At 67.5% G+C, this 24,705-nt stretch carries 21 protein-coding genes; 14 read left to right on the forward strand and 7 right to left on the reverse strand.

Features of this window, described 5'->3' with window-relative positions:
• Window positions 1–9: 9 nt before the first annotated feature.
• Window positions 10–2,250 (reverse strand): ATP-binding protein, encoded by a 2,241-nt coding sequence (locus AC1RSI_RS08500; protein WP_008263295.1) that lies wholly within the window; start codon window positions 2,248–2,250, stop codon window positions 10–12.
• A 195-nt stretch (window positions 2,251–2,445) separates the two neighbouring features.
• Between AC1RSI_RS08500 and AC1RSI_RS08505 the strand changes: the two genes are divergently transcribed.
• The 6 genes from AC1RSI_RS08505 (at window position 2,446) to phoB (ending at window position 9,125) form a co-directional block, all read left to right on the forward strand.
• Complete coding sequence (locus AC1RSI_RS08505; protein ID WP_008262189.1) at window positions 2,446–3,858, forward strand: sensor histidine kinase; 1,413 nt, start codon at window positions 2,446–2,448, stop codon at window positions 3,856–3,858.
• A 140-nt stretch (window positions 3,859–3,998) separates the two neighbouring features.
• Window positions 3,999–5,429 (forward strand): phosphate ABC transporter permease subunit PstC, encoded by a 1,431-nt coding sequence (gene pstC, locus AC1RSI_RS08510; RefSeq protein ID WP_154725192.1) that lies wholly within the window; start codon window positions 3,999–4,001, stop codon window positions 5,427–5,429.
• Window positions 5,422–6,726 carry a phosphate ABC transporter permease PstA gene (gene pstA / locus AC1RSI_RS08515; RefSeq protein ID WP_154725191.1) on the forward strand — a complete coding sequence of 435 codons (1,305 nt, stop codon included), beginning with the start codon at window positions 5,422–5,424 and terminating at the stop codon, window positions 6,724–6,726. Before pstC ends, pstA begins: the two co-directional genes overlap by 8 nt.
• A 4-nt stretch (window positions 6,727–6,730) precedes the next feature.
• Window positions 6,731–7,681 carry a phosphate ABC transporter ATP-binding protein PstB gene (pstB, locus tag AC1RSI_RS08520; RefSeq protein WP_035307608.1) on the forward strand — a complete coding sequence of 317 codons (951 nt, stop codon included), beginning with the start codon at window positions 6,731–6,733 and terminating at the stop codon, window positions 7,679–7,681.
• Window positions 7,681–8,412, forward strand: a complete 732-nt coding sequence (phoU, locus tag AC1RSI_RS08525; RefSeq protein WP_008262987.1) for a phosphate signaling complex protein PhoU — start codon at window positions 7,681–7,683, stop codon at window positions 8,410–8,412. The genes pstB and phoU overlap by 1 nt, the downstream gene beginning before the upstream one ends.
• A gap of 20 nt (window positions 8,413–8,432) precedes the next feature.
• Window positions 8,433–9,125: a phosphate regulon transcriptional regulator PhoB gene (gene phoB, locus AC1RSI_RS08530; protein ID WP_035307610.1), complete on the forward strand. Its 693-nt coding sequence runs from the start codon at window positions 8,433–8,435 to the stop codon at window positions 9,123–9,125.
• Window positions 9,126–9,164: 39 nt separating this feature from the next.
• Here phoB and AC1RSI_RS08535 read toward each other — a convergent pair whose 3' ends face one another.
• A complete protein-coding gene (locus AC1RSI_RS08535; RefSeq protein WP_035307637.1) occupies window positions 9,165–10,088 on the reverse strand; it encodes an Hsp33 family molecular chaperone in 924 nt (307 codons plus the stop codon).
• Window positions 10,089–10,301: 213 nt separating this feature from the next.
• Here AC1RSI_RS08535 and AC1RSI_RS08540 point away from each other — a divergent pair, with 213 nt between their 5' ends.
• From AC1RSI_RS08540 to AC1RSI_RS08550, 3 genes are all read left to right on the forward strand, one after another.
• Window positions 10,302–11,744 (forward strand): SDR family oxidoreductase, encoded by a 1,443-nt coding sequence (locus AC1RSI_RS08540; RefSeq protein WP_035307612.1) that lies wholly within the window; start codon window positions 10,302–10,304, stop codon window positions 11,742–11,744.
• A gap of 121 nt (window positions 11,745–11,865) precedes the next feature.
• Window positions 11,866–13,758, forward strand: a complete 1,893-nt coding sequence (gene serA, locus AC1RSI_RS08545) for a phosphoglycerate dehydrogenase (protein WP_035307614.1) — start codon at window positions 11,866–11,868, stop codon at window positions 13,756–13,758.
• 114 nt (window positions 13,759–13,872) lie between these two features.
• Entirely contained in the window at window positions 13,873–15,678 is a 1,806-nt protein-coding gene (locus tag AC1RSI_RS08550) for an autotransporter domain-containing protein (protein ID WP_154725190.1), read from the forward strand.
• A gap of 22 nt (window positions 15,679–15,700) precedes the next feature.
• Here AC1RSI_RS08550 and AC1RSI_RS08555 read toward each other — a convergent pair whose 3' ends face one another.
• Window positions 15,701–16,264 carry a GGDEF domain-containing protein gene (locus AC1RSI_RS08555; RefSeq protein ID WP_154725189.1) on the reverse strand — a complete coding sequence of 188 codons (564 nt, stop codon included), beginning with the start codon at window positions 16,262–16,264 and terminating at the stop codon, window positions 15,701–15,703.
• A gap of 181 nt (window positions 16,265–16,445) precedes the next feature.
• On the opposite strand from AC1RSI_RS08555, the gene purE reads away from it, so the two are divergent.
• The 3 genes from purE (at window position 16,446) to AC1RSI_RS08570 (ending at window position 19,133) form a co-directional block, all read left to right on the forward strand.
• Window positions 16,446–16,937, forward strand: a complete 492-nt coding sequence (gene purE / locus AC1RSI_RS08560; RefSeq protein ID WP_008263824.1) for a 5-(carboxyamino)imidazole ribonucleotide mutase — start codon at window positions 16,446–16,448, stop codon at window positions 16,935–16,937.
• Window positions 16,938–18,032, forward strand: a complete 1,095-nt coding sequence (locus AC1RSI_RS08565) for a 5-(carboxyamino)imidazole ribonucleotide synthase (protein WP_154725188.1) — start codon at window positions 16,938–16,940, stop codon at window positions 18,030–18,032.
• A gap of 90 nt (window positions 18,033–18,122) precedes the next feature.
• Window positions 18,123–19,133, forward strand: coding sequence for an NAD(P)/FAD-dependent oxidoreductase (locus AC1RSI_RS08570; RefSeq protein WP_230307479.1), 1,011 nt, complete (start codon window positions 18,123–18,125; stop codon window positions 19,131–19,133).
• Here AC1RSI_RS08570 and AC1RSI_RS08575 read toward each other — a convergent pair.
• Window positions 19,130–19,864 (reverse strand): TonB family protein, encoded by a 735-nt coding sequence (locus AC1RSI_RS08575; RefSeq protein WP_035307622.1) that lies wholly within the window; start codon window positions 19,862–19,864, stop codon window positions 19,130–19,132. The two genes, AC1RSI_RS08570 and AC1RSI_RS08575, sit on opposite strands and share 4 nt — an antisense overlap.
• Before the next feature lie 178 nt (window positions 19,865–20,042).
• Here AC1RSI_RS08575 and AC1RSI_RS08580 point away from each other — a divergent pair, with 178 nt between their 5' ends.
• Together AC1RSI_RS08580 and spbR are read left to right on the forward strand one after the other, a co-directional pair.
• Window positions 20,043–20,840, forward strand: a complete 798-nt coding sequence (locus AC1RSI_RS08580; RefSeq protein WP_154725187.1) for a transglycosylase SLT domain-containing protein — start codon at window positions 20,043–20,045, stop codon at window positions 20,838–20,840.
• A gap of 88 nt (window positions 20,841–20,928) precedes the next feature.
• Window positions 20,929–22,071: a SpbR family protein gene (gene spbR / locus AC1RSI_RS08585; RefSeq protein ID WP_008261489.1), complete on the forward strand. Its 1,143-nt coding sequence runs from the start codon at window positions 20,929–20,931 to the stop codon at window positions 22,069–22,071.
• A 68-nt stretch (window positions 22,072–22,139) separates the two neighbouring features.
• Here the strand turns inward: spbR and AC1RSI_RS08590 are convergent, their stop codons facing one another.
• From AC1RSI_RS08590 to AC1RSI_RS08600, 3 genes are all read right to left on the reverse strand, one after another.
• Complete coding sequence (locus tag AC1RSI_RS08590) at window positions 22,140–22,616, reverse strand: hypothetical protein (RefSeq protein WP_008264077.1); 477 nt, start codon at window positions 22,614–22,616, stop codon at window positions 22,140–22,142.
• A 68-nt stretch (window positions 22,617–22,684) separates the two neighbouring features.
• Window positions 22,685–23,464 carry an NAD kinase gene (locus AC1RSI_RS08595; RefSeq protein WP_154725186.1) on the reverse strand — a complete coding sequence of 260 codons (780 nt, stop codon included), beginning with the start codon at window positions 23,462–23,464 and terminating at the stop codon, window positions 22,685–22,687.
• Window positions 23,465–23,496: 32 nt separating this feature from the next.
• The gene (locus tag AC1RSI_RS08600; RefSeq protein ID WP_230307478.1) at window positions 23,497–24,627 is read right to left on the reverse strand and encodes a DUF2336 domain-containing protein; all 1,131 of its coding nucleotides are present in this window, start codon (window positions 24,625–24,627) and stop codon (window positions 23,497–23,499) included.
• Window positions 24,628–24,705: the final 78 nt, after the last annotated feature.

Below are 24,705 nucleotides of genomic sequence, written 5' to 3' on the forward strand. Positions count from 1 at the left end.
CGCTTTCGATCAGGCCGCCTTTGCGGCGTCTTTGAGCAGAGCGTCCGGATCGGCGACGATTGCAAGCAGTTCTGTCGTGTTGAAGGGCTTGGCCAGATGGTGATCGGCCCCGGCGGCCCGTCCGGCGGCGACGTGTTCGGGCATGGCGTTGGCCGTCAGCATGACGATGGGGGTCCGGCGGCCGCCTGCAGTCGCTTCGTGCAGGCGAATCTCCTGAGTCGCCGTCAGCCCGTCCATGATCGGCATCTGCATGTCCATCAGCACCAGATCGAAGTCGCCGGCGCGGAACGCCTCCAGCGCCTCCGCCCCGTTCTCCGCCATGGAGATCACCGAGGAGATCTGGCTCAGTATCAGTTCCAGGACGCGACGGTTTGTCGGGTGGTCGTCGGCCACCAGCACCCGGACGGGACGCCGATCGCCATCTATGGCGGGCGAAGCCTTCGCCTCCAACTGGACCGGCGCTTCGCAGGTGATCAGGGGGAGGGTCAGGATGAAGGCGGATCCGCCACCCGGTTCGCTTTCGCAATCCAGGTCGCCCCCCATCATTTCGGCCAGCTGACGGCAGATCGACAGGCCCAGTCCGGAGCCGCCGAATTGGCGGGTGATGCCGCCGTCGGCCTGTTCGAAACGGCTGAAGAGGCGCTCGCGGGTGGCGGCGTCGAAGCCAATTCCCGTGTCCTCGACCATGAAGCGCAGGGTGGGCGCGCCCTCCTTCTCCGGGCCGCGCTGGACGGTCAGGCCGACGAAGCCCTGGCTGGTGAACTTGACCGAGTTCGAGATCAGATTGGTCAGGATCTGCTTCAGCCGCACCACGTCGCCGCGGATCCAGAGACCCGCGTCCACGTCGATATCAATGTGGAAGCCCAGGTGTTTCTCACGCGCGTTTTCGGCATAGAGTTGCGCGGCTTCGCGCACAGCTCTTTCCAGTTCGAAGGCGTCGTTGGTCAGTTCAAGCTTGCCCGATTCGACCCGCGCCAGATCCAGGATGTCGCTGAGCAAGGTCTGAAGCGTGCGTCCCGAGGCCTGCATCAGGTCCAGCATCTCATGCTGCTCCGCCGTGAGGTCGGTCTTGGACAGGGCCTGCGACAGACCGATCACGCCATTCAAAGGCGTGCGGATCTCGTGGCTCATGTTCGCAAGGAACTGGCTCTTGGCGACATTGGCCGCCTCGGCCGCGTCTCTCGCCTCTCTCAGGGCTTGGGCGTCGCGCTTCAGGGCCGTGATGTCGTTGCAGACTGTGACCGTACCGCCCTCGGCGGTGCGTCGATCCTGAATTTGCAGCCATCGGTCGCCGGCCACCCGCTGCTCGATCGTCGATTCGCCCTGGCGGCGCACACGGATGCGTTCGGTGATCCATTCGTCCTCGCGGCCAATGGCTTCGTCATATCGGCCTTCATTGATGCCGATCTGAAGGACTTCACGAAAAGTAATTCCGACTTTGAGGAAGGGCGCAAGTTCCGGATTCACCTCAGCGTAGCGCGCATTCCACAGCAGCAGGCGGTCATCGGCGTCGTAGAAGCCCAGTCCGTCCGACATGGCCTCGACCGCTTCGCGGATATGACCGAGCGCGTTGGCCCGCGCCATATAGGCCATGAAAACCAGGGCGCTGCCGATACTGAGGATGGAGAGGGCGATGAGGAACACCAGGGTTCGCATGGCGTCGGGCGAAAGGCCGGACTGCGAACTCAAGGTTGGGTCCGGCGTCACGGTTATGGCGGCCATGCCGACGAAATGCAGGAACAGGATGCACACAGAGGCTCCGAGGACCGTCGTCGCCAATCGTGTCAGTCCTCCACGCTTGTAGAAGAAGGCGGTGGTTCCACCGATCACCATGCCGCCGATGATGGACACGATCACGAGTTCGGGCCGCCAACTGAGATGCACGGGCGCCTGAAGCGCCGCCATCCCCAGATAATGCATGGCGGCCAAGCCCGAGACGGCGACAAGGGCGCCCATGACGCGGCGCCAGCGGTCGTCGCCGCTCAAGATGGTGAAGATGGCCACGCCTATCGCGGCCAGGATCACCAGCGTGGAGGCCAGGGTCATCGCCACATCGTAGGTTAGGGCGCCCACGCCGACATAGCCCTGCATGGCGATGAAATGGGTGGTCCAGATCGTGATCGAGCCGATCAATCCCGCCGAGATTGCGAGGCGGCGGCGGCGTGCTCCATCGGTGATGCGGGCGCGCTCCATGAAGCGGGAGGCTGAACCCATGCCGACGAGGCAGACGATGACTGCCAGCAGGCTCACCCGCCAGTCGTGATCACGTACGATGCAATAAAGTATCCGGTCCACGGCGTCCCCTTCAGCGCCATGCTGGGCCAAACTCCTAAACAAACGGTGCGGCCACGCTTGGAAAAATCAATGTCGTCTGTCGGCGCGCCGTCACAGAATCCGTGCAAGGATTGGATTCCTTAGGCTGCTCACACGAGTCTGGCGCCGCATATGCCTTATGAATCCTCGCCTTCGCCGGTGGCGCCGATCTCGACCTCCCGTTTCTGGACGGTGGGCATCAGCATCGCAATCGCCCTGGTTGTGATGGTGGGGCTCGCCTTCATCCATCCCGAGATCGCGAATTGGCTGATCGGTGGAGCGGTGGTCGTCGCGGCTTCGGCCTGGATTCTGAACGTGCAGCCGCCTTCGGTCGCGACCTTGCCTGAAACATCGGGCGCCCCGATCGAACGGTCGGCGGATCCAAAGACTGCGGAGCTGCTGGACCGTGTGTTCGAAGCCCTGGACGACCCTGTGCTGATCATCAGCGGGGGCGAGCCCGACGACATCGCGGGCCGCCGGGTCGTCATGGCCAACAAGGCGGCGCGAGACCTGCTCCGCATCCAGAGTCAGGGCGCCTTGCTGGTTCAGGTGATCCGGGAGCCCGGCGTGCTGGAAGCCGTGGACGAGGCCCTGTTCGGCGGCGTCTCTCGAACCACGGACTACGCCACCGGAGGGCAGCGCGACCGGCGCTGGCGCGCCTGGACACGCCCCTTAGGCGACGGAGAAGGAAAAGGGCAGGGCTCTCTCGCCCTGGTCATTCTTCGTGACGAAACCGACGCGCGGCGCACCGAGATGATGCGCGTCGATTTTCTGGCCAACGCCAGCCATGAACTGCGCACGCCGCTGGCGTCCCTGAGCGGCTTCATCGAGACGCTCAAGGGACATGCGCGCGACGATGTCGCGGCCCGCGATCGCTTCCTGGACATCATGTCGGCCCAGGCGGATCGGATGGGGCGGCTGGTCGCGGACCTGTTGTCGCTCAGCCGGATCGAGCTGAATGAGCATATTCCGCCGTCCGGGCGAGTCGATCTGGATCGCGCGGCGTCCGACGTCGTCGACGCCGTCAGCGTGTTGACGCAAGAGAAGCAGATCAATGTCGTGGTCGACCAGGGCGAGGCGAGGGCCTCGATCAGCGGCGACAGGGACGAGATATTGCAGGTGGTGCAGAACCTGCTCGACAACGCCGTCAAATATTCGGCCAAGGGCGGAACGGTGGAAATTTCGGTGCGGTCCGATCTGTCGTTCGACGAGGCCTGGGCTTCGCGGATGCCCGGTGCGACGCGACTGCCCCTGGTGACGCCCGATCGGGCGGTCGGCGTCCTCTATGCGGCTGTCACGGTTCGCGATCACGGACCGGGCATGGCCCGGGAACATTTGCCGCGGCTGACGGAACGCTTCTATCGGGTCGAGGGCCAGAAGAGCGGCGAACGTCAGGGGACGGGACTGGGCCTGGCCATCGTCAAGCATATCATAAACCGCCACCAGGGCGGGCTGGTGGTGGAGAGCGCGCCCGGGCTCGGGGCCGCGTTCACGGCCTGGTTCCCCATGGTGGTCGAGCGTCGTGACGTCCGGACGGCCGCCTGATGGCGCTGGAGGCCGCCGCTGTTACCGAACTGTCATCAACGTGTCTTATTCCGCTGACCATTCGCAGGCAGTAGTCGCGCCGCGTCGAAGCCGGATTCCCGGTCGCCATTCGATTCGCGCCTGCCCGCTTCGGACCCGGAATGATCTGGATTTATTTGCTGATCCTCACCGCGCTCAGCGCCGCCGCCTTTTTTGGCGGACGCGAGCTGGCGCGTCGTCGCGCCGTTGGCGCGCATCCCCACTCGCGTCCGGGGCAGCACGGCGCCTACGCGCTGATCTGGGTCGCTGCGCCCGCTCTGCTGGTTCTTATCCTTCTCAGCGTTTTCGCTGCGCCGCTGGAGCGTCAGTTAACCGCCGCCGGCACGCCCGACGTGGTGGCCGAGCTTGAGCACTTCCGCCGCGACGCCTTCTTCGCCGACGCCCACCGGGTCGGTCGGGGCGAGCCGGCTCTTCAGATCTGGGAACGGCCTCTGGCCGAACAGCTACCGGTCGAAGCTCGCCGCATGGTGCGTATCGAACGCACCCTGCAATGGGGCGGCGGGGTCGCCGCTATCCTGGCCGCTATTCTCGGCGGCCTGTTCGCCCTGACCCAGATCAAGCCCCAGACCCGCGCGCGCAACCGGGTCGAAGGCTGGATTTACGGCGCCCTGTTCATCTGTTCCGCCATCGCCGTGCTGACGACCCTGGGCATCATCGCCTCGCTGGCCTTCGACTCCTTCCGCTTCTTCCAGAAGGTGCCGATCTTCGACTTCCTGTTCGGCACCCAATGGAGCCCGCAGATCGCCATCCGGGCCGACCAGGTGGGATCCACCGGCGCCTTCGGGGCCGTGCCCCTGTTCGTCGGCACCATGTTGATCATGTCGATCGCCATGTGTGTGGCGGCGCCGATCGGTCTGCTGTCCGCCATCTATCTTTCGGAATACGCCAGCCGAACCACCCGGGCCGTCATCAAGCCGCTGCTCGAGATTCTCGCCGGCGTGCCGACCGTGGTCTATGGCTTCTTCGCCGCCCTGACGGTGGGACCCATCCTGCGGGTCTTCTTCAATGAGATCGGCCTGTTCCTGATGGGCGGACCGCTGGACGGACTGGGCCAGTATCTCGCTCTGGTTCAGAACCAGATGGCCCTGACGGCCGGCGCGGTGATGGGCATCATGCTGATCCCCTTCGTCTCGTCCCTGTCCGACGACATTCTGAACGCGGTGCCGCAGTCCCTGCGCGACGGCTCGTTCGCCATGGGGGCGACCAAGTCCGAGACGGTCAAGCGGGTTCTGTTGCCCGCCGCCCTGCCGGGCATCGCCGGCGCCCTGTTGCTGGCCGTGTCGCGCGCCATCGGCGAGACCATGATCGTCACCATGGCCGCCGGCCTCGCCGCCAACCTGACCTTCAATCCGCTGGATACGGTGACCACCGTCACGGTGCAGATCGTGACCCTGCTGACGGGCGACCAGGAGTTCAACAGCGCCAAGACCCTGTCGGCCTTCGGCCTGGGCCTGACCCTGTTCATGGTCACTCTGGTGCTGAACATCATCGCTCACCGGATCGTCCAGACCTATCGGGAACAATATGACTGACGCGACCCCCGATCAGATCGACAGCGCGGCCGCAAAAGGGCGGCTGGATCGTCTGCGCGCCGGCCTCAAGCGCCGTCACGCGAAAGAGACTCGGTTCAAGTGGTACGGCCGTCTGGCCATCGCGGCCGCCATGATCTTCCTGGCGATCCTGATGGTGCGTATCGTCGCCCAGGGCCACACCGCCTTCTACACCCACACCGTGACCGTGCCGGTCTATATGGACCCTGCGCGTGTGGACCGGGCCTATCCGCAAGGCTCGAACTTCGAACAGATGGCGGCCGAACAGCAGCTGAAGCGCTGGGGCATTCAGGACGATGCGGCGGGCGACGCCTCTCGCCAGATGAAGGCCCTGTTTTCGTCCGAGCTGAAGTTCGTCGCCGCCGACCTGGTCGCCAAGCGGTCGGACGTCATTGGCGAGACCGTGCCCTTGGCCGTGCCTCTGTCGGACGAGGCGGACCTGTATCTGAAGGGCGAAATCTCGAAGGAGACGCCGGAAGACCAGCGCCGTCTGACCGACCAGCAGCTCGCCTGGCTGGACCGGATGCAGGCCGAAGGCGTCGTCGGTTCGCACTTCAACACCGCCCTGTTCACCAACGGCGACTCGACCCAGCCGGAACTGGCGGGCGTGCTGGGCGCCGTGGTCGGTTCCGCGCTGATGCTGATGGTCACGGCCCTGATCGCCATTCCGTTGGGCGTCGGCGCCGCCGTCTGGCTGGAAGAGTTCGCGCCGAAGAACAAGCTGACCGACATCATCGAGGTCAATATCAACAACCTCGCCGCCGTGCCGTCGATCGTCTACGGCCTGCTGGGTCTGGCCCTGTTCATCAACTGGATGCATCTGCCGCGCGCCAGTCCGATCGTCGGTGGTCTGGTCCTGGCCCTGATGGCCCTGCCGACCCTGGTGATCGCCACCCGCTCGGCGCTGAAGGCCGTCCCGCCGTCCATTCGCGAGGCCGCCCTGGCCATGGGCGCCTCCAAGACCCAGACGGTGTTCAGCCACGTCCTGCCTCTGGCCATGCCCGGCGTGATGACCGGCGCCATCATCTCCATGGCGCACGCTTTGGGCGAGACCGCGCCGCTGCTCCTGATCGGCATGGTCAGCTTCGTTCCCGGCGTGCCGCATGCGATCGACCAGCCGGTCGGCGCCCTGCCTTCGCTGATCTACATCTGGGAGAACGCCTCCGAGCGGGCGTTCCACGAACGCACCGCTGCTGCGATCATCGTTCTTCTGGTCTTCATGATCATCATGAACACGGCGGCCATCATCCTGAGGCGGCGCTTCGAGCGTCGGTGGTAAGAGAATGAAATTCCGTATCTTCCGTTCTGCTGAAGACCAGACCGGCGCCGGCGCCGCCGATCCGACCGAATCCGTTCGCATGGGCGGTCAGGTCTTGCCCGAAGCCACGCCCTCCAAAGCCGCCTCCGCCGTGGAAGCCCGGCTTGAAGACGCCACGCCTGTGAGCGGCCCGACCGTGGTCGCTACTCCGCCAACCGGACCGATCAAGATCGCGGCGCGTGACGTCTCCGTCTTCTATGACGGCAAGCAGGCGCTTTACGACGTCTCGCTGGATATTCCGGACAAGACGGTCACGGCCCTGATCGGCCCTTCGGGCTGCGGCAAGTCGACCTTCCTGCGGACCATGAACCGCATGAACGACACGATTGCGGGCTGCAAGGTCACCGGCCGCATCGCGATGGACGACGAGGACATCAACGATCGGTCCATCGACCCGGTCCTGTTGCGCGCCCGTGTCGGCATGGTGTTCCAGCGCCCGAACCCCTTCCCGAAATCCATCTACGAAAACGTCGCCTACGGCCCCAAGATCCATGGGCTGGTCAGCGCCAAGTCCGAGATGGACGGCGTGGTCGAAAGCGCCCTGAAGCGCGCCGGCCTGTGGGAAGAAGTCGCCGACCGCCTGCAGTCGTCGGCCATGGGGCTGTCGGGTGGTCAGCAGCAGCGTCTGGTCATCGCCCGCGCCATCGCGGTGAACCCCGAAGTCATCCTGATGGACGAGCCCTGCTCGGCCCTGGACCCCATCGCCACCGCGCGGATCGAGGAACTGATCGACGAACTGCGTGAGCGGTTCTGCATCGTCATCGTCACCCACTCGATGGCCCAGGCTGCACGGGTTTCGCAGCGCACCGCCTTCTTCCACATGGGTCGTCTGGTCGAGACCGGCGACACGGAAGACATCTTCCAGAACCCGCGTGAGCGGCGCACCCTGGACTACATCACGGGACGCTTCGGCTGATGAACCAGCACACGGTCAAGGCTTACGGCGACGAGCTGAACCAGATCACGGCCGAGGTCGCCCGCATGGGCGGCCTGGCCGAAGCCCAGGTCTCGGACGCCATCGATTCCGTCGCCCGGCGGGACGTGGCCTTGGCGCGCGCCGTCGTGGATCGCGACCTGAAGCTCGACGCCCTGCAACGGGATATCGAGCGGAAGGCCATCCGTCTGATCGCCCTGCGCCAGCCGGTCGCCAGCGACCTGCGTCGGACCCTGGGCGCCATGAAGATGGCGTCAGACCTGGAACGCACAGGCGACCTAGCCAAGAACATCGCCAAGCGGGCGCTGATCCTGGCGGAAGCCGAGCCGATGCAGCCCCTGACGCGTTCGATCGAGCGGATGGGCCGCCTGGTTTCGACCCGTCTGCGCGACGTTCTGGACGCCTACACCGCTTCCGAGCTCGATCGCGCCGTGGCCGTCTGGCAGACGGACGACGAGGTGGACGAGCATTACAACGCCCTGTTCCGCGAACTGCTGACCTACATGATGGGCGACCCGCGCACGATCGGGGCCTGCACCCATCTGTTGTTCATGGCCAAGAATCTGGAACGGATCGGCGACCACGCGACCAATATCGCCGAGACCGTTCACTACGAGATCACCGGCGACGACATGGTGGGCGAGCGACCGCGCGCCCTGCCGGGAGCGGAAGACGAGACCTCGACCCCCAACCTGACGACCAACTCGCACTAAGCCGAGACCGGAGACCCGAAGTGCAGCCCTATATCCTTGTGATGGAAGACGAGGACGCGCTGGCGACCCTGCTTCAGTACAATCTCGAGAAGGAAGGTTACGACGTCGCCGTCGCTTCCGACGGTGAAGAGGGCATGCTGCAGATCGATGAGCGTCAGCCCGATCTGGTCCTGCTGGACTGGATGCTGCCCAAGCTGTCCGGCATCGAGGTCTGCCGCCGTATTCGGGGCAAGGCCGAGACGCGCAACCTGCCGGTCATCATGTTGACGGCGCGGGGCGAGGAAAGCGATCGGGTTCGCGGCCTGGACACCGGAGCCGACGACTACCTGACCAAACCCTTCTCGATGGTCGAACTGATCGCCCGCATCCGCGCCGTGCTGCGCCGCATCCGGCCGGGCCTGGCCGACGATCGTCTGAACCACGGCGACATCATCATCGACCGCGTCTCGCACCGGGTGAAGCGCTCGGGCCAGGAAGTGCATCTGGGCCCGACCGAGTTCCGACTGCTGGATCATTTCATGCAGCATCCGGGCCGGGTGTTCAGCCGTGAGCAACTGCTGGACGCCGTCTGGGGCTCCGACGTCTATGTCGAGGCCCGCACGGTGGACGTCCACGTCGGCCGGCTGCGCAAGGCCCTGTCCATCGGCGACGACAGCGCCAACCCGATCCGCACCGTGCGCTCGGCGGGCTATTCGCTGGATCTGGAAGGCTAGATAAAAATGGGGCGGCCGGATCGGCCGCCCCTTTTCCATTCAGATCTGTTCGGCGACGACCTCGTCCGGCTCCAGGGCGTAGACGGTGGCGCAGTATTCGCAGGTGACGCGGATCTTGCCGTCGTCCTCGACCATGTCGGCGCGTTCGGCGGGGTCGAAAGAGGCCAGAACCGAGGCGATACGGTCCCTTGAGCAACGACAGACGGCCGTCAGCGCCCGTGCGCCCTCCAGCCGCACGCCGTCTTCGTGGAACAGGCGGAACAGCAGGGTCTCAGGCGAGATGGTCGGGTCGATCAGTTCGTCGTCGCCCAGGGTGCCGAACAGGGCGCGGGTGCGGTCCCAGACCTCTTCGGTCGAGCCGCGCGCCTCGTCGCCGGCGATGATCTGGATCATCGCCCCGCCGGCGCGCCACTGCGAACCCGCCTCGGTCAGGACCTCGCCGACGGCCAGGCGCACCTTGGTCGGAACCTGTTCGGACTGCTGGAAATAGTGTTCGGCGCACAGCGACAGGCTTTCGCCCTCTATGGGCGTGATCCCCTGGGTGCGTTCGAAGTCGGGGCCGCGATCAAGGGTCATGACGAAGACCCCCTGGCCCAGCAGGGTCTGGGCGCCGGGACGAGCGAAGCCCTGGGACGCCTCGGCCACCTCGGCTTCGTCATAGCGGCAATAGCCGCGCAGCGTGCCGTCGGTGCCATAGTCGGCGACGACATAGCGGACCGGTCCGTCGCCCTGGGCCTGGACCATCAGCCGGCCGTCGAACTTCAGGCTGGACCCGATCAGGGCCGCCAGGGCGCAGGCCTCGCCCAGCAGGGCGGCGACCGGCTCGGGATAGGCGTGGGCGGCCAGGATCTTGTCGATGGTCGCGCCCAGCCGGACCAGGCGGCCGCGCACAGGCCAGCCCTCGATCTGGAAGGCGGCGGCCAGATCGTCGGAAACGGCGGATTGAGGCGCGTGATCGGTCACGGCAAGGTCCTTGAACGGCGTCATTTCGGGATCGCGGCTATTTAGGCGCCCTGAGCCGCCTTGATAAGGGGGACGATGATCGGGGACGAATTTGCGCGCCGGCGCGGCGGCCCGCAAACTCGCGCGCAGGCCTCGAAAAACCTGTAGAATCCGCCTCGACAAATCCGGAAAAACCTCGAGAAATTGTCGAGCTCTGGAAGCAAGGAACGGTCGATGAGCGCGAAACCTGTGCTGAAGCCCCTGGGCGAGCAGTCCATCGTCGTCACCGGCGCGACCTCGGGCGTGGGGCTGGCGACGGTGCGGCGGGCGGCGCGGGCCGGCGCCCGGGTGTTTCTGATCGCGCGGGGCGAACGGGACTTGCGGACCCTGTGCGAGGAGTTGCAGGCCCAAGGCGCGCGCGTGGCCTGGGCCGTTGCCGACGTGGCCGATCCCGAGGCGTTGAAGGCGGCGGTCGAGAAATGCGTGCGGCTGTTCGGCGGCTTCGACACCTGGGTCAACAACGCCGGGGTCGGGATGTTCGGGTCGATCCGCGAGACGAGGCTGGAGGATCAGCGCCGCCTGTTCGAGACCAACTATTGGGGCGTGGTCAATGGGTCTCTGGCGGCGGCGGAGCATCTGCGGACGCGGCCGGGCGGCGGGGCGATCATCAATGTCGGCTCGATCCTGTCGGACCTGCCGCTGCCGGTGCAGGGCGTCTATGCGGCGTCCAAACATGCGGTGAAGGGGTTCACCAACGCCCTGCGGATCGAACTTTTGCGCGAGCAGGCGCCTGTAACGGTCAGCCTGGTCAAGCCCGGCGCGATCGATACCCCCTACAGCCGTCACGCCCGCAACCTGACCGGCCAGGCGGTGCATAATCCCCAGCCGGTCTATGCGACCCATGTGGTCGCCGACACCATCCTGTATTGCGCCACCCATCCGATCCGCGAGATCACGGTCGGCGGGGGAGGGCGCGTCATCGCGTCTTTCTACTCAGCTTTGCCGGGGATTGCGGAACCTCTTCTGGCGCGGTTCGCTCCATCTTTGATGCGGGACCGCCGTTCCGCCTATCGGCCGTATGACGACGGGCTCTATGACCCGACCGAGGACGGCCTCGATGAAGAGGTTCACTATCCCATGGTCCGTAATTTCAGCGCCCTGGCCGAAGTCCGCAAACATCCGGGCGTCACCGCCGGCAGCCTCGTCGCCCTTGCGGCAGGCGCCGCCGTGGTCCTGTATCTGACCCAGCGCAGCGGACCGACTCGCTATCAGCGTATCAAGACCCGTATTGATCCGCGCGGATGGGTGGACACGGAAGACCTGCGCGACCGTTTCCACGACGCCGTCGACGCCTTCCGTCATCGGGCCGAAGACGCGGGCGAGCGGGCCGGAGACTTCTCCCGCGAGGCGCGCCATCGCGCGGCTGACGCGGCCCATGATGCGCGGGGGCGGGCGGACGAATGGTTCCGCTCCACCCGCAAAGGTTCAAAGAAGGCGCTGAAGAAGCACGGCAAGACGGCGCGCCGTTATGCCGACGACGCCGGCGCCTATGCCCGCGATCACGCCCGCGAGGGCGGGGCCCTGCTGGCGGTGGCCACCATCGCCGCCGCTGTGGGCGCGGCCGTGCTGGAAAGCCGTCGCCCCGACAGCCACGTGCGCCGTATCGCGCGCTTCTGATATTTCTTGCCGTCCGCCGCGACGAATTTCGCGGCGGACGGCAAGGTTTAAGCGAAACTGAGCCTGTTCATCAGCAAGGCTCGGCTTTGCTGCGAGGGCGAAGGCGGCTAAGACCCCGCCCATGAGCGCGCGCCCCACACTGATCTTCGACTTCGATTCGACCCTGGTTGGGTTCGAGACCCTGGAAGCCCTGGCCGATATCGCCCTGGCGGGATCGCCCGAGGCCGATCAGGTCCGGGCTCAGATCGCAGATCTGACAGACAGGGCCATGTCCGGTGAAATCGCATTCGGCGAGGCGCTGCGCCGCCGTCTGGCCCTGCTGCCCCTGACCCGCGCCCATATAGCGACCCTGGCCGAGACGGCGCCGGATCACCTGACCGCCTCGGTGCGGCGCAACCTGAACTTCTTCCAGCAGCACAAGGGCAAGGTGGTCATCCTGTCCGGCGGCTTCCGCGAGGTGATCGCGCCGGTGGCCGAGATGCTGGGCGTCTCGCCTGACCGGGTGCTGTGTAACGACCTGGTCTATGACACCGACGACCGGGTGACGGGTGTCGATGACGCCAATCCCCTGTCCCAGGCTGACGGCAAGCCGGCCGTCATCCACGCCCTGAAGCTGTCGGGTCGGGTCGTCATGGTCGGCGACGGCTGGAACGACGCCGAGGTCAAGCTGGCCGGGGCCGCCGACGTCTTCTACGCCTTCACCGAGGTCGCGCGCCGTCCGTCGGTGGTCGAGGTCGCCGACGCCGAGGCCGCATCGCTGGACGAGGTGCTGCACGCCGAAGGCCTGGTCGGCCGCTGGTCCTTCCCGCGCAGCCGGATGAAGATGCTGCTGCTCGAGAACATCCACCCCGCCGCCGTCGAACGGCTGGAGGAGGCCGGTTATTCGGTGGAAACGGTCAAGGGCGCCCTGGATGAGGACGACCTGATCGCCGCCATCAAGGGCGTGCACGTGCTGGGCATCCGCTCCAAGACCACGGTCAGCCGCCGGGTGCTGGAAGAGGCCGACCGGCTGATGGCGGTCGCCGCCTTCTGCATCGGCACCAACCAGATCGACCTGGACGCCGCCTCGGACCATGGGGTCGCGGTGTTCAACGCCCCCTATTCCAACACCCGTTCGGTGGTGGAACTGGCCATCGGCCTGATGATCGTTCTGATGCGCGACGTGGTGGACAAGTCGGCCGCCATGCACGTGGGCCAGTGGAACAAGTCGGCGACGGGGTCGAAGGAACTGCGCGGCAAGACCCTGGGCATCGTCGGCTATGGCGCCATCGGCAGCCAGTTGTCGGTCCTGGCCGAGAATCTGGGGATGCGGGTGCTGTTCTATGATTTGTCGGAGCGGTTGGCCCTGGGCAACGCCCGGCGCATGCGCTCGCTGGACGCCCTGCTGGCCGAGAGCGACGTCGTGACCCTGCACGTCGATGGGCGTCGCGAGAATTCCAACATCTTCGGCGCGGCCCAGTTCGCCCGGATGAAGGAGGGGGCGCTGTTCCTGAACCTGTCGCGGGGCCATGTGGTCGACGTCGGCGCCCTGGCCCAGGCCATGGGGTCGGGCCGGGTCGCGGGCGCCGCGGTGGACGTCTTCCCCGAGGAGCCGCGCACCAATTCGGACCCGTTCGAAAGCCCGCTGCAGGGGATGAAGAACATGATCCTGACCCCGCACATCGGCGGCTCGACCGAGGAGGCCCAGGAAGCCATCGCCGAGTTCGCGGCCGAGCGTCTGCTGGGCTATCTGAACCGGGGCGACACGACCTTCAGCGTCAATCTGCCGAACGTGCAACTGGCCGAGGTCTCGGGCGCGCACCGCATCCTGCACATCCACAAGAACCAGCCGGGCGTGTTGGCCGAGCTGAACCGGGCCTTGGCGGCGGCGGGGCTGAACATCCTGGGTCAGCATCTGAAGACCGATGAGCGCACCGGCTATGTCATCACCGACGTGGACCGGGACTATGATCCCGAGGCCCTGCGGACGTTGAAGACCGTGCCGGGGACGCTGAAGTTCCGCACCCTGCACTGACGGAACGACCCGTTATCTTCCGAAGGCTGACGTAACGGCATCTTGCGCTCGCCGCAGAGTGGCGCATCCTCCCGAGTAACGGCCGCGATACACGACGGCTGTGGGAGGAAATAAATGTCACGCTATCTCACCGGCGGCGCCGTCGCCGCTCTGGTCGTCGCCGCCTGCGCCTTTGCGGGCTCGGCCTCGGCCCAGACCTACAATCGCCTGGTCGTGTTCGGCGACAGCCTGAGCGACAACGGCAACCTGTATCTGGCGTCCGGCGGCACGCAGCCGCCCAGCCCGCCCTATTACCAGGGACGATTCTCCACCGGTCCGGTCTTCACCGAACTGCTGGGCTTCAACGCGGTCAATTTCACCGGCTCCGTCAGCGGCAGCATCAACTACGCCTTCGGCGGCGCCCGCACCGACGCCTCGGCCGGCCCGCCGCCCGGGATGCTGACCCAGCTGGCCGCCTACACCAGCCGGGGCGGGACCTTCGGGTCCAATGACCTGGTCAGCGTCCTGGGCGGCGCCAACGACATCTTCCAGGGACTGCCCGCCGCCGGCGCCTCGGCAAGCCCGGTCGGCGCCATCACTCCGGTCGCGACGTCGGCCGCCGCCAACATCAACAGCCTGGTCAACAGCGTCGCCGGCGCGGGGGCGGGGACCATACTGGTCACCAACCTGCCCAAGCTCAGCCTGACGCCGCAGTTCCGTGGCACGACGGCCGCGCCCCTCGCTGACTATGCGGTGACGACCTTCAATTCGAGCCTGCTGACGGGGTTGAACACCACGGCCGCGGGGCGGCCCGGCAGCAACATCATCCTGATGGACCTGTTCAAGATCGGCGACACCCTGGCCGCCGATCCGGGTCAGTTCGGCATCACCAACGTGACCCAGGCCTGTTTCAACGGGGTGACGGTCTGTTCGAACCCGAACAGCTATTTCTACTTCGACGGGGTCCATCCCACCGCAGCCGGGCACCAGATCATCGCCCGTCTGGCGACCGACTACCTCTACTATGGCGACATCGGGTCCCAGGCGGCTCTGCAGGGCGAGACCACCTTCCGGCACCGCGAAGACGCCCTGGATGCAGCCAGCGAGGCCCTGTCGGGTCGTGAAGCCTGGGAGGCCGGCGTGGCGGTCACCGCCTCGGCCATGGTCGACAGCGTGGACACGGACGCGCGCCATTCGGTCACCGAGTCGTCCAGCGACGGCTGGGGCGGTCGGATCGCGCTTGAGGCGGGACCGTCGGCGAACTGGCGGTTCGGCATGGCCGGCACGGCGCGCAAGACCGATGTCGAGAGCCAGGCCCTGACCTTCAACGTCGAGAGTTTCGGCCTGGATCTGTATGGCGGCTGGCGCTCAGGCGACCTGTTCGTCAATGCGGCGGTCGGGGTGGCGCGCGACAATATCGACGACATCGAGCGCACCACCAGCCTGGCGCCCATCGTCCACACGGCCGAGACCCGCGCCTTCAGCACGGGCGCTCGGCTGCAGGGCGGGATGTGGTTCGACATGGGGGGAGTGGCCCTGTCGCCGCGTGCGGCCGTGACCTGGGCGACCAGCGACGTCGACGGCTATTGGGAGCAGGGCGTCGCCGCCCAGTACGAATATGAGGATCGCGAGATGAAGGCGATCAGCGGCGAGGTGGCGCTGCGGGCCGAGGCGGAGATGGGCGGGTTCGGCCTGTTCGCCGAGGGCGGCTATCGCGACGCCCTGGACGACAGTTCCGACCCGGTGCGCGTCGGCCTCTACAACAACCCGGCGCAGGTGCTGGAGCGGGAGGTCGAGGATCCGTTCGGCGGCCAGTTCCTGGCCTCGGCCGGGGTCGAAGGGTCGCTGGGGCCGGTCAAGGTGACGATCGCCTATCGCGGCCGGTACGGCGAACACGCCGACAGCCATATGGGCGGCGTTCAGTTGCGGCTGCCGCTATAAGAGGGAAGGCGGGGAAGGGGCCTCAGCGCCCCTTCTTGCGCACCCACATGGCGGCGTCCGCCTCGGTCAGCCAGATTTCGGGGTCGGTGTGGCCGTCCCAGGCGCGCACGCCGAACGAGCCGCCCAGCGGCGTCTGCTGGCCGTTCCAGACGAAGCCCTCGGTCTTCAGCGCCTCGGCCAGCTGGCGCGCCTTGGCCCGGCCTTCATCGACGCCGGCGTTCAGCATCAGCAAGGCGAATTCGTCGCCGCCCAGGCGGCCTACGGCGTCCGATTCGCGCAGATGGCCCAGCAGCATCCGCGCCACCGCCACCAGGGCGGCGTCGCCCGCGGCGTGGCCCAGCCGGTCGTTGACCCCCTTGAACCCGTCCATATCCAGATAAAGCAGCACCGCCGGCACGCCGTGGCGCTGGCAATAGGCCATGGTCCGCTGCAGGGCGGCGACGAAGCCGCGGCGGTTCAGGGCCGGGGTCAGGACGTCGTGGTCCGCCGCCGCCTCGGCCGCAGCGGCGCGCTGTTTCCAGGCGTCCAGCTCGGCGCGCAGGCGCGCGATCTCGGCGGTCAGGTCGTGTTCGGCCACGTCGGTCACGGCGCAGGCTGGCTCCGGCGGCGCGACTCAACCGGACGCGCGATAAGCGGATGTTAGAGGCTGAACGGCCGAGATTGAAGGCGGGGCCGTAGCGAAACCCGCCGTAAACACGGCCTGTATCGGTTGCGGGCGTCCGCCGCGTGCTGTAACGGGCGGCCTTTCCGCGAGGGGCCTTGAAGATATGGCGACTTCCGCAACGCCGGTGGCGATCATCATGGGCAGTCGGTCCGACTGGCCGACGATGAAGCTGGCCGCCGACAAACTGGATCAGTTGGGCGTCGCCTGGACGGCCAAGGTCGTCAGCGCGCACCGTACCCCCCAGCGGCTGGTCGAGTTTTCGACCGGCGCCAAGGCGGCGGGTTTCAAGGTCATCATCGCCGGGGCCGGGGGCGCCGCCCACCTGCCGGGCATGGCCGCCTCGATGACCGAACTGCCGGTGCTGGGCGTGCCCGTCCAGTCCAAGGCCCTGAAGGGCATGGATAGTCTGTTGTCCATCGTGCAGATGCCCGCCGGGGTTCCGGTCGCCACCCTGGCGATCGGCGAGGCGGGCGCGGCCAACGCCGGCATACTGGCCGCCCAGATCCTGGCCTTGTCGGACGAAGCCCTGGCGGCGCGTCTGGCCGCCTTCCGCGCCGCCCTGACGGATTCCGTCGCCGAAACCGTCGAGGACTGAGTGCCCACGCTTCCGCTTCCTCCCGGTTCGACCCTCGGCATTCTCGGCGGCGGCCAACTGGGCCGGATGCTGAGCCAGGCGGCTGCACGCCTGGGCTTCGACGTGGTCATCCTGGATCCGGAGCCCGACAGCCCGGCGGGCCGGGTCTCCACCGCCCAGATCGTCGCCGCCTATGACGACCCCGAGGCCCTGACGGCCCTGGGCCGGGCCGCCGACGTCGTGACCTTCGAGTTCGAGAACGTGCCCGCCGCCTCCATCGAACGGCTGGCCGAGGCCGGCGCCCTGGTCGCGCCCGGACCGACCGCCCTGCGCGTGTCGCAGGACCGGGTGGAGGAAAAGACCTTCCTGAACGCCGTCGGCGCACCGACGGTCGAGTTCGCCGTAGTCGATACGCTGGACGATCTGGTCCTCGGCCTGACGACCCTGGGTCTGCCCGCCCTGCTGAAGACTCGCCGCGAAGGCTATGACGGCAAGGGCCAGGTCTGGATCCGCACTCTGGAGGAGGCTCCCGCCGCGCTGGAAAGCCTGGGCGGCCGCCCGGCCATTCTGGAGGCCAGGGCGAGCTTCGTGCGCGAACTGTCGGTGATCGCCGCCCGCGACTGGGACGGCCATATGGCGGTTTATCCGCTGGGCGAGAACCGGCACGAGGGCGGGGTGCTGCGCACCACCCTCGCGCCGGCCACGGTGGACGAGAAGACCCAGGTCCGCGCCCGCGCCATCGCCGAAGCCATCCTGGACGGGCTGGACTATGTCGGGGTCCTGGGGGTCGAACTGTTCGATATTCCGGTTGCGGGCGGCGAGGACGTCCTGCTGGTCAACGAGATCGCGCCGCGCGTCCACAACACCGGCCACTGGACCCAGGACGGCTGCGTCTGCGACCAGTTCGAACAACATATCCGCGCGGTGGCCGGATGGCCTCTGGGGCCGACGTCGGCTCATGCCCGCGTCGAGATGAAGAACCTGCTGGGCGACGAGGTCGAGCAGTGGCGCGCCCTGGCCGGCAAGCCGGACGAACGCCTGCACCTGTACGGCAAGGCCGAGGCCCGTCCCGGCCGCAAGATGGCCCATGTGAACCGTGTGCTGGGCGCAGTCTGAAACAATGCGGGCGAAGCGCCGCAGCTAGGACGAAAGGTCCGGGCGGGGCGGCTTGCATTCCGGGCCTCGCGGGTCGATCTGGACATGGTGATGTCTTCCCCTGCCATAGTGATCATCGGCGCCGGCGTTTTGGGCCTGAGTACGGCCTTCGAGCTGACGCGACGCGGCCATAGGGTGACTGTGGTCGATCCCGGCGGACCCAACGCCTCGCGGGTGGCGGCGGGCATGGTGGCGCCGGCCATGGAGGCGGCGATCGACGATGTCTCGCCGGACCGGGCGGCGCTTCTGCGTGCGGGACGCGATCTGTGGCCCGCCTTCGCCCAGGCGTCCGGCGTGGCCTTCGCGCGGCGTCCGGCCGAATGGCGCGGCGGAGACGTGGACGGCATGGCGGCGCGGCTGAAGGCCCTGGGTTTCGAAGCCCGCCGCGACGGCGATCGGGTAGTCACGGACGAGGACGGTCAGATCCAGCCGGAACAGGCGATGGCTGCCCTGCACGCCTCGCTCGGCGACGGGATCATCCAGGGCCGCGTGGTCCGGCTGACCGCCCAGTCCGACGGCTGGACCATCGAACTGGACGATCGGACGCTGACGGCCTCGGCGGTCGTGCTGGCGACGGGAGCCGGCGACGCGATTCCGGGTTCGCCGGAGGCGACGCGGACCTTGGTCGAGAACGTCCAGCCGATCCGGGGGCAGATCGGGGTGGCCAAGGCGGATCTGGCGTCCCACGCCTTGCGCGGGCCGGGGGCCTATGTGGCGCCTATGACCGGCGGAGCGGTCATAGGCGCGACGATGGAGCCGGGACGCCGCGACACCGTGCCCGACGCGGCTGTCGGCGAACGCCTGCTTGAGGCGGCTTGGCGGGTGCTGGGGCGCTCGCCCGAACCGCTGGACATCGAATGGCGCGCCGGGGTGCGCGGGGCCTCGCCGGACGGGTTGCCGATGGCGGGCCCGGCGCCGGACGGCGCAGGTCTGTTTCTGGCTCTGGCGCCGCGTCGCAACGGCTGGCTGCTGGCGCCGATGGTCGGGGCCGTCGTGGCCGATGCGATCGAGGGGCGGGCGCCGTCGCCTGCGGCCCGCGCCCTCGATCCTCGACGGTTCTAGTCCGCCATCGCGAAACGGACGGTGAAGTTGACCGTCGCCCCGTCCACCGCGCGGCCGTCGACCGTGCGGGGGTTCATGCGGAAGTCCCGCGTCAGGCTCATGGCCGCCCGACCGAAACCCTGGCCGTTCGGGGTTTCGCCAGCGACGCGGCAGGCGGTCAGGCCGCCGTCGATGCGCACGACGCAAGAGAGGCTGGCGGAGCCTGACAGGCCATTCTCGGCCGCGCGCGTCGGATAGGCCCGCGCCATCTGCGCCGCCGACGGACGGCTGGCCCAGGTCGGGTTGTTGATGACCGAGACGGCGCGGATCGGCGTTTCCGTCGTCGCCGTGCCGCCTTGGACGCCGGTCGGGGCCGTGCTGACGACCAGACCCGGGGCCGCGTCGACGACAGGGACGTCCGGCGCGGCGAAGGGCGAGGGCTCCGTCGTCGGGAAGACCACCGGCGGCTTGTGGGTCGGATTTTGCGGCGCGGGCGGCGCCTTGGCCTCGACCTTCGGCAGGGGTTTCGGACGCGGCAGGTCCAGGGTGACGATGGTCGGCGGCGGCGCCGGCGGAGTGACGTCGGGCGCCTTCAACTGGAACCGCTGGTTATAGAGCACCACGCCGGCGCCGACATGGGCGAGGACCGACAGGCCGATGGCCGCCCACATCCAGCGCGGCAGCGGTTTCTTGCGTTCCCCGAAGTCGATGGGGCTGACGGCGCCGGGACCCCCGGCGGCACGGATCATCATGACTGCACTCCCTCGTTCACCGCCCCCGCAGCGCCCGTAACAGAAAGTGAGCGCTCAGGTTGTGGCGGCTTTGCGGCGAAGATACGCGGTTCGACAAACGTCGATCATGGCTCGGCTGTTAACGCTGTCGTTAACGATTAACGGTTGATTAACCACGTTCGACGACCCTCCGCTTGTCATGGGCGTCAGAGCGATTCCATCTTCCGGCGGGGTAGAGGCGGCCATCCAGCGCGCCTCGACCGCCGTGGGAGTCGATTACGACTTCCTGGTCAAGACGGCGCGGCGCGAGAGCGCCATGAACCCGTCGGCCAAGGCGCCCACCTCATCGGCGGCAGGCCTGTTCCAGTTCATTGAACAGACCTGGCTGGGGACGGTCAAACAGCATGGCGCCCAGCACGGCTACGGCCAGTACGCCGATCTGATCCACCGGGGGACCGACGGACGCTGGCGCGTGGAGGGATCGGCGCGAAATGTGGTGCTGGACCTGAGATTTGATCCGCACGCCGCCTCGGTGATGGCGGCGGAGTTGACGGCGTCCAACGCCGCCTATCTGCGCGGGCGCACCGGCAAGGAGCCCGGCGCCGGCGATCTGTACGCCGCCCATTTCCTGGGGCCGGCGGGCGCGGCCAGTCTGATGAACGCCCTGGACCGCAACCCGGGCGCCAGCGCCGTCGCCCTGTTCCCCGATGCGGCCCGGGCCAACCGCAGCATCTTCTACAAGAACGGGCGGGCGGCCACGGTTTCGGAGGTCCATGCCAATCTGCAACGCTCGGCGGGCGACGGCGCGCCGGCGGCCGGGGCGGGGGATACGCGGTTCCCAATGCCGGAATTGAGCGATCGCGACCAGGTTCTGGCGGCGCGGATGGATCGGCTGAAGCAGGATCAGGGCATCCTGGCCCTGCTTCTGGGCCAGGACGGATCGAGCGGAAGCGGGTTCGGCGGCGCCTTTTCGCCGAATGGCGGGAAATCGACCTGACCGCCGCCCGGTCTCTCCATAGTAAACCGGCCGTTAAGCATGGCAGTCTCATGATATCGGACACGCCCGATTCCCTGACGAGCCGTCCATGACCGCCCACCGCGCCCGACTGACCGAAATGGACATCCAGCGCCTGGTGAAGGCGGCCGATGACGATGAACGCGCGGAGGCGGCGCACAAGCTGTGCCGCAACATGGATCGCGCCGATCTGGATGACCGGGACCGGCAGGCGGCGCAGAAGATCGTGCGGCTGCTGGCCAATGACGCGGCCGAACTGGTGCGTCGGGCCATGGCCGTGACGCTGAAGGCATCGGACCTGATCCCCAATGACGTCGCCCGCCGGCTGGCGGCGGACGTGGACAGCATCGCCCTGCCGATCATCGGCGCTTCGCCGGCCTTCAGCGACGAAGACCTGATCGAGATCGTGCGCGGGGGCGCGGCCTTGCGTCAGGTCGCCGTCGCCGGTCGACCGCGCGTGTCGCGCGACGTGGCCCAGGCGCTGGCGGACGAAGGCTGTGAACAGGCGGTCAGAGCCCTGGCGGCCAATGACAACGCAGACCTGTCGGAACGCGCCCTGGGGGCGATCGTCGATCGTTTCCCGGACTCGGCCGAGGTGGTGACATCCGTCGCCTATCGCCAGGTGCTGCCGCTGCATATCACCGAGCGCCTGATCGAACTGGCCAGCGAGACGGTGCGCGAACACCTGGTCTCGCGGCATGCGATGGCGCCCGAGACCGCCATTCGCCTGGCTCAGTACGCACGCGAGCGCGCCACGGTCGATCTGGTGGATCAGGCCGCGAGCAGCGCGGACCTGGGCGCCTTCATGGCGCAGTTGAATCTGCGCAAGGCCTTGAACGCCTCGCTGTTGCTGCGCGGCCTGGCGCGGGGACAGATGGCGATGTTCGAGCATGGTCTGGCCGAGTTGGCCAACACGCCGCATCACCGGGCCTGGCTGATGATCCATGATGCAGGACCTCTCGGGCTAAAGGCGATCTATGACCGGGCCGGTCTGCCGCCACGGCTGTTCCAGGCCTTCCGCGCGGGGGTCGACACCTGGCGCGCCCTGTCGGCCGAAGGGGTGGATACGGCGAGCGAGGTTTTCCGCCAGCGCATGTTGGAACGGTTCCTGACCCAGCGGCCGAACGTCCTCCGCGACGACCTGGCCTATCTGATGGAGCGGCTGGACCAGGCGCCCGTCCGCCCCGCAAGGATCGCCGCCACCGCCGCTTGAGTCCTGGGGCACAGCAAAGAAAAGGCCCGCCTGACGGCGGGCCTTTTCATTTTGGAGGGTGCTGAAGCTCAGCGCGCCTTGTGTTCAGCGACCTTGGCTTCCAGGGATTCGGCCAGGATGCGGCCGGTCGGGTTTTCGTCGGTCTTCACCTGGTCGCGAACCACGGCGCGGATGGCGTCGATATGGGCGTCGATAATGATCAGGGGCGCGTTCTGGCGGGCGCCGGCGTCGTCCAGCAGGCGGCAAAGCGAACCGGCGATACGGGTCACCAGCGGATATTCATACGTCGTTCCCAGCCCCTTCAGGTCATGGGCGCGGAAGTACAGGGCCTCGGCGGTCTCTGCGTTCAAGCCCTGTTCGCGGACGTCGGCCTGGGCCTTGTCCAGCTTGACGATCTCGTCGTTCAGCCACTGTCCGAACTGGGCGGACATGGCCTTCAGCGCTTCCTCCGCCCGTGCGATGGCGTCGGCGTTGATGCCGAAACCGCCGCCGACCTTCGTGCGAAGGGGGGGCGTGGGGCGAATGACGTGCGCCGGGTCGCTCATGGGAGACTCCATAGAAATTTCGGCGAAGCTTATCCGCGCGCCCTTAAGAAGGGGTGTAGGGGCGGTCGTCAGTTGGCGAACTGCTCGGCCATCACCCGCTCGTCGAACGACCGGCCTGCGTCAAACAGCATGGTCAGGGCGACGTCGCGGCGTTCACGCACCTCGACCCGCGCCACGCGCCGAACTTCGAAATTGTCGGCCGTGGCGGAGACCGGCCGCTTGTCCGGCTCCAGCACGTCGAACCGCACCTTGGCGCCGTGGGACAGCAGGGCGCCGCGCCAGCGACGGGGACGGAAGGCGCTGATCGGGGTCAGGGCCAGAATACGGGCGTCCAGAGGAATGATCGGGCCGTGGGCCGACAGATTATAGGCGGTGGATCCGGCCGGGGTCGCCACCAGGCAGCCGTCGCACGACAGCTCTTCCAGCCGCACCCTGTCGTCGACCGTGATCTTCAGCTTGGCGCTCTGGCGGGTCTGGCGAAGCAGGGAGACCTCGTTGATGGCCAGGCCGGTGTGGACCTCGCCGCTCTCGGTCCAGGCGTCCATCTGCAGCGGATGGATCACAGTGCGTTCAGCGGCGACCACGCGGGCGATCAGATCGTCCTCGTCATAGTCGTTCATCAGAAACCCGACCGAACCGCGGTTCATGCCGTACACCGGGGTGCGACGACGCAGGTTGGCGTGCAGGGTCTCCAGCATCTGCCCGTCGCCGCCCAGGGCGACGATGACGTCGGCCTCTTCTTCCGGAACGGCGCCGTAGCGCGCGATCAGACCCTGGCGCGCCGCCTGGGCCTCGGGGCGGTCGCTGGCGGTGAAGGCCAGGGCGGGGACGGGCGGAGTCGGGTTCACGCGCGAACGTGAGCCTCAGCTTGGCGCCGAAGTCAAACTGTCGCGAATCTTTCCATCATCTGGCGGAAGGCGCGGGCTGCGGAATGACTGTTCATCGGCGTGGCGGACCAGCCGCCGTCGCCGGGCAGGCCGTCGGTCAGCTTGCGCAGTTCGGCCAGGACGGAGGCGAAAACCGCCTTGTCCAGGCCCACGGCAGTGCACGCCAGATAAAGGGGTTCTGCGGTCGACGAATGAATCGCGGCCCGGACCTGGGCGGGGCTGAATCCGCCCAGGTGGCCCAGAGCCCGTTCGAACAAGCCGTATCGCTGCTCGCGCAGGGCGCGGATGAGGATGCCGGGACGCAGTTGGCCGGCCGCCTGCAGCTTGTCGACCAGGCGACGTTCCATTTCCTGGCGTTCGCGATCCTCGGCGTTGCGGCCGTTCGGCAGGGGGCGCCAGACCGGGATGCGTGACGCCTTTGCGGACGCTTCCCGCACGGCGGCGTTCAACAGCCGGTCGTCGATCTGGAAACGTTCGCCGATCGACTGGCGCAGGGCCTGGCCGACCCATTGGTACAGTTCCTGCGCCAGGGACTCGCTGAGCCTGGGATGGCGCGCCAGGGGCGCGCGCAGTCCGGCGATACGGCGGGAATGTTCGACCAGGCGGTGCATGGCGGCCTCGCCGATCTCGGCGCTGCGGTTGGAGGCCAGGGCGGTCATGGTGACGGGATCCGCGCGGTCCAGAATGGCGTCCACGACGCCGCCCGACAGATTGGGGCGGCGGGCCACGGCGATCTGGTGCTCCAGCGTGGTCTCGACCAGGACGCGGATCAGGGCGGCGTCCTTCAGCAGGGGGCTGGCGGCGATGACCGGGGCGGCGATGTCGATTTCGTCCAGCGCCAGCATGTCGATCAGCGCCGGCGGGGCCCAGTCGGCGTGAGCCAGGCGTTCGGACAACTGCCTGCGGATCTCGTGCTCGGCCTGGGCGGCCAGGGTCAGGAAGATCTCGCCGAGCGCGGTCGGCAGGGGCGTGGCCGGCGCGGCGCTTTCACACAGGGCGATGACGCCCATCAACAGGCGGTGACGATCGTCTGGAGCCTTGCTGCGGGCTAGATCGACAAGGTCCTGCGGCGACAGATCTCTGTCCGTTCTGGACGAGGTCCTCAGTTGGACGACAGCGGACACGGCGACTCCCGGACGCAGCAAACTCTCGCGATCATCATGGGGCTGCGGCGTGAAGACGCGGTTAACGGAATCTGAAAC

It is taken from the genome of Brevundimonas sp. GW821-FHT10E09 (assembly GCF_058809375.1).

Coding starts and splice junctions, on each gene's coding strand:
- purE (WP_008263824.1), top strand. CDS start 16,446: ATGGCGACTTCCGCAACGCCGGTGGCGATCATCATGGGCAGTCGGTCC.
- AC1RSI_RS08540 (WP_035307612.1), top strand. CDS start 10,302: ATGAGCGCGAAACCTGTGCTGAAGCCCCTGGGCGAGCAGTCCATCGTC.
- AC1RSI_RS08575 (WP_035307622.1), bottom strand. CDS start 19,864: ATGATGATCCGTGCCGCCGGGGGTCCCGGCGCCGTCAGCCCCATCGAC.
- AC1RSI_RS08550 (WP_154725190.1), top strand. CDS start 13,873: ATGTCACGCTATCTCACCGGCGGCGCCGTCGCCGCTCTGGTCGTCGCC.
- AC1RSI_RS08570 (WP_230307479.1), top strand. CDS start 18,123: ATGTCTTCCCCTGCCATAGTGATCATCGGCGCCGGCGTTTTGGGCCTG.
- AC1RSI_RS08590 (WP_008264077.1), bottom strand. CDS start 22,616: ATGAGCGACCCGGCGCACGTCATTCGCCCCACGCCCCCCCTTCGCACG.
- pstA (WP_154725191.1), top strand. CDS start 5,422: ATGACTGACGCGACCCCCGATCAGATCGACAGCGCGGCCGCAAAAGGG.
- spbR (WP_008261489.1), top strand. CDS start 20,929: ATGACCGCCCACCGCGCCCGACTGACCGAAATGGACATCCAGCGCCTG.
- AC1RSI_RS08505 (WP_008262189.1), top strand. CDS start 2,446: ATGCCTTATGAATCCTCGCCTTCGCCGGTGGCGCCGATCTCGACCTCC.
- serA (WP_035307614.1), top strand. CDS start 11,866: ATGAGCGCGCGCCCCACACTGATCTTCGACTTCGATTCGACCCTGGTT.
- phoU (WP_008262987.1), top strand. CDS start 7,681: ATGAACCAGCACACGGTCAAGGCTTACGGCGACGAGCTGAACCAGATC.
- AC1RSI_RS08580 (WP_154725187.1), top strand. CDS start 20,043: ATGGGCGTCAGAGCGATTCCATCTTCCGGCGGGGTAGAGGCGGCCATC.
- pstC (WP_154725192.1), top strand. CDS start 3,999: ATGATCTGGATTTATTTGCTGATCCTCACCGCGCTCAGCGCCGCCGCC.
- pstB (WP_035307608.1), top strand. CDS start 6,731: ATGAAATTCCGTATCTTCCGTTCTGCTGAAGACCAGACCGGCGCCGGC.